We start from the raw sequence: 2,877 nt of genomic DNA, 5'->3' as shown, positions 1-2,877 counted from the left end.
CCGGTTCCAGGCGAGCGCGTGCGTCTCCTGGCCGATGGCGAGCCCTATCAACTCGTGCCACGCGGGATGGAAGGCGATCTCGTCGATGCGGTTGCCGAAGCGGTCGAAGGCCTTGAGTTCGGGCGTGTAGCGATTGGCGAGACAGGCCTGCTCCTGCACACGCGTCGAACCGACGGTCCGCCCGGCCTCATGCAGGCGCTCGCGCGACCAGTCGGCCCCGAAGGCCGAGACGATGCCGGGCAACACCGGATCGGCGGCGAAGGCGTCGAAATCGGCCAGCACCGGCACCTGATTGGTGACCTCCCAGCGCTCGTCCCCGCTCTGCTTGGCCATTGCTGCCACCTCCCTGTGGAACGGGATATAAAATGATCGTTCCGGCAAGGCGCAATCCTGACACGAGCGCCCTATATTCGCCGGAGAACGAATCACGCACGAGCAGCGCGCACCCTTGTCCGAGACCGACCCCTTTTCCGCTCCCCCGCCACGCCCCGGCGGCCTCGCCGCGCGCGCTGCCGCGCAGCCGGCAGCCGGCTATCTCGCGGGCCTCAACCCGGAGCAGCGCCAGGCGGTCGAGGCGACGGAAGGTCCTGTTCTGGTGCTCGCCGGCGCAGGCACCGGCAAGACCCGGGTGCTGACCACCCGCATCGGCCATCTGATCTCGACCGGCCGCGCCTATCCCTCGCAGATCCTCGCCGTCACCTTCACCAACAAGGCGGCGCGCGAGATGAAGGAGCGCGTCGCCCATCTCGTCGGCCCGGTCGCGGAAGGCATGCCCTGGCTCGGCACCTTCCACTCGATCTCGGCGAAGCTCCTGCGCCGCCATGCGGAGCTGCTCGACCTGCGCAGCGACTTCACCATCCTCGACACCGACGACCAGATCCGCCTGATGAAGCAGGTGATCCAGGCCGAGGGCATCGACGAGAAGCGCTGGCCCGGCCGCATGCTGGCGGGCTTCATCGATAGCTGGAAGAATCGCGGCCTCGCGCCCAAGGATGTGCCGCATGGCGAGGCCGCCGTCTTCGCCAATGGCAAGGGCGGCAAGCTCTACGCCGCCTATCAGGAGCGGCTGAAGGCGCTGAACGCCGTCGATTTCGGCGATCTGCTGCTGCATTGCCTGACGCTGTTCCGCGACTATCCGGACGTGCTCCAGACCTATCACGACCGCTTCCGCTACATCCTCGTCGACGAGTACCAGGACACCAACACCGCGCAGTATCTCTGGCTGCGCCTGCTGGCCCAGGGCCGCCGCAACATCTGCTGCGTCGGCGATGACGACCAGTCGATCTATGGCTGGCGCGGCGCCGAGGTCGACAACATCCTGCGCTTCGAGCACGACTTTCCGGGGGCGACCGTGATCCGGCTGGAACGCAACTATCGCTCCACCGGCCATATCCTCGCCACTGCCTCCAAGCTGATCGCCCGCAACGAGGGCCGCCTCGGCAAGACCTTGCGTACCGAGGACGCCCTCGGCGAGAAGGTCACCATCACCGGCGCCTGGGACAGCCAGGAGGAGGCCCGCCTGATCTCCGACGAGATCGAGGCGATGCAGGCCAAGAAGTACAATCTCGCCGAGGTCGCGGTGCTCGTGCGTATCTCCGCCCAGATGCGCGAGATCGAGGAGCGCTTCGTCCAGGCCGGTGTGCCCTATCGCGTCATCGGCGGCCCGCGCTTCTATGAGCGCGCCGAAATCCGCGATGCGCTCGCCTATCTGCGCTGCGTTGTCTCGCCGACCGACGATCTCGCCTTCGAGCGCATCGTCAACGTCCCCAAGCGCGGCCTTGGCGACGCGACGGTTCAGCTCCTGCACAACCACGCCCGCGCCACCGGTTTCTCGCTGATGCAATCGGCCCGCGCCGCGGTCGAGAGCGACGAGCTGAAGCCCAAGGCGCGCACCGCGCTCCGCGAACTGGTCGAGGCTTTCGGCCGCTGGTCGGCGCGGGCCGAGCACATGCCACAGGGCGAGCTCGCCGAACTCGTGCTGGAGGAATCCGGCTACACCGAGATGTGGAAGAAGGACCGCTCGGCCGATGCCGCCGGGCGCCTGGAAAACCTCAAGGAGCTCGTCCGCTCGCTCGACGAGTTCCCGGACCTGCCGGCCTTCCTCGAGCACGTTTCGCTGGTGATGGACGTCGCCGACGGCGAGGCCGAGGCGCGCGTCTCGATCATGACGCTGCACGCAGCCAAGGGGCTCGAATTCGACACCGTCTTCCTGCCCGGCTGGGAGGAAGGGCTTTTCCCGAACCAGCGTGCCCTCGACGAGAGCGGCCGCGCCGGACTGGAGGAGGAGCGCCGCCTCGCCCATGTCGGCCTCACCCGCGCCCGCAAGAAGCTGAAGCTCTATTTCGCCTCGAACCGGCGGATCCACGGCCTCTGGCAGACCAGCCTGCCTTCGCGCTTCATCGACGAACTGCCGGAGGAGCATGTCGAGGTCGAGCAGGCCCCGACCAGCTATTCGCAGGGCGGCTACGGCGCCTCGCGCTTCGACCGGATGGAGAGCTTCGGCTCGACCTACAACACCCCGGGCTGGCAGCGCGCGCAGGAGAATCGGGCGAAGAACAGCGGTGGTGGTGGCAGCGGCTTCTCCGAAGGCGGCCGCGGCTTCGGCCAGGGGAATTTCGGTGGCGGTTCGCGCCAGCGAGGCCCGCTTCTGATCGAAGGCGAACTGACGGCGAAATCCTCAGGCGAATCCGCCTATGGCGAGGGCGCCCGCGTCTTCCACGTCAAGTTCGGCCCCGGCTCCGTCGCCAGCGTCGACGGCAACAAGCTGACTGTGGATTTCGACAAGGCCGGCCGGAAGATGGTGCTTGATTCGTTCGTGCAGAAGGCGGGCTGAGCGCACTGGCACGCCATCCCGGAGCTCATTAAGCTGCCGCCATG

Annotated in this window: 1 protein-coding gene and 1 pseudogene; one reads left to right on the top strand and one right to left on the bottom strand. The window is 67.4% G+C overall.

The annotated features are described in order from the left end of the window. Positions 1 to 333 (bottom strand): annotated as a pseudogene (locus ACIPIA_RS13570) (DNA alkylation response protein); the annotation flags it as partial. A 115-nt stretch (positions 334 to 448) separates the two neighbouring features. Between ACIPIA_RS13570 and ACIPIA_RS13565 the strand changes: the two are divergent. Then, positions 449 to 2,833 (top strand): ATP-dependent helicase, encoded by a 2,385-nt coding sequence (locus ACIPIA_RS13565; protein WP_400510308.1) that lies wholly within the window; start codon positions 449 to 451, stop codon positions 2,831 to 2,833. Positions 2,834 to 2,877: the final 44 nt, after the last annotated feature.

The organism is Allobosea sp. CER48 (assembly GCF_044752385.1).
Taxonomy (GTDB): Bacteria; Pseudomonadota; Alphaproteobacteria; order Rhizobiales; family Beijerinckiaceae; genus Allobosea.
This window is presented reverse-complemented; position numbering and strand designations above follow the sequence as displayed.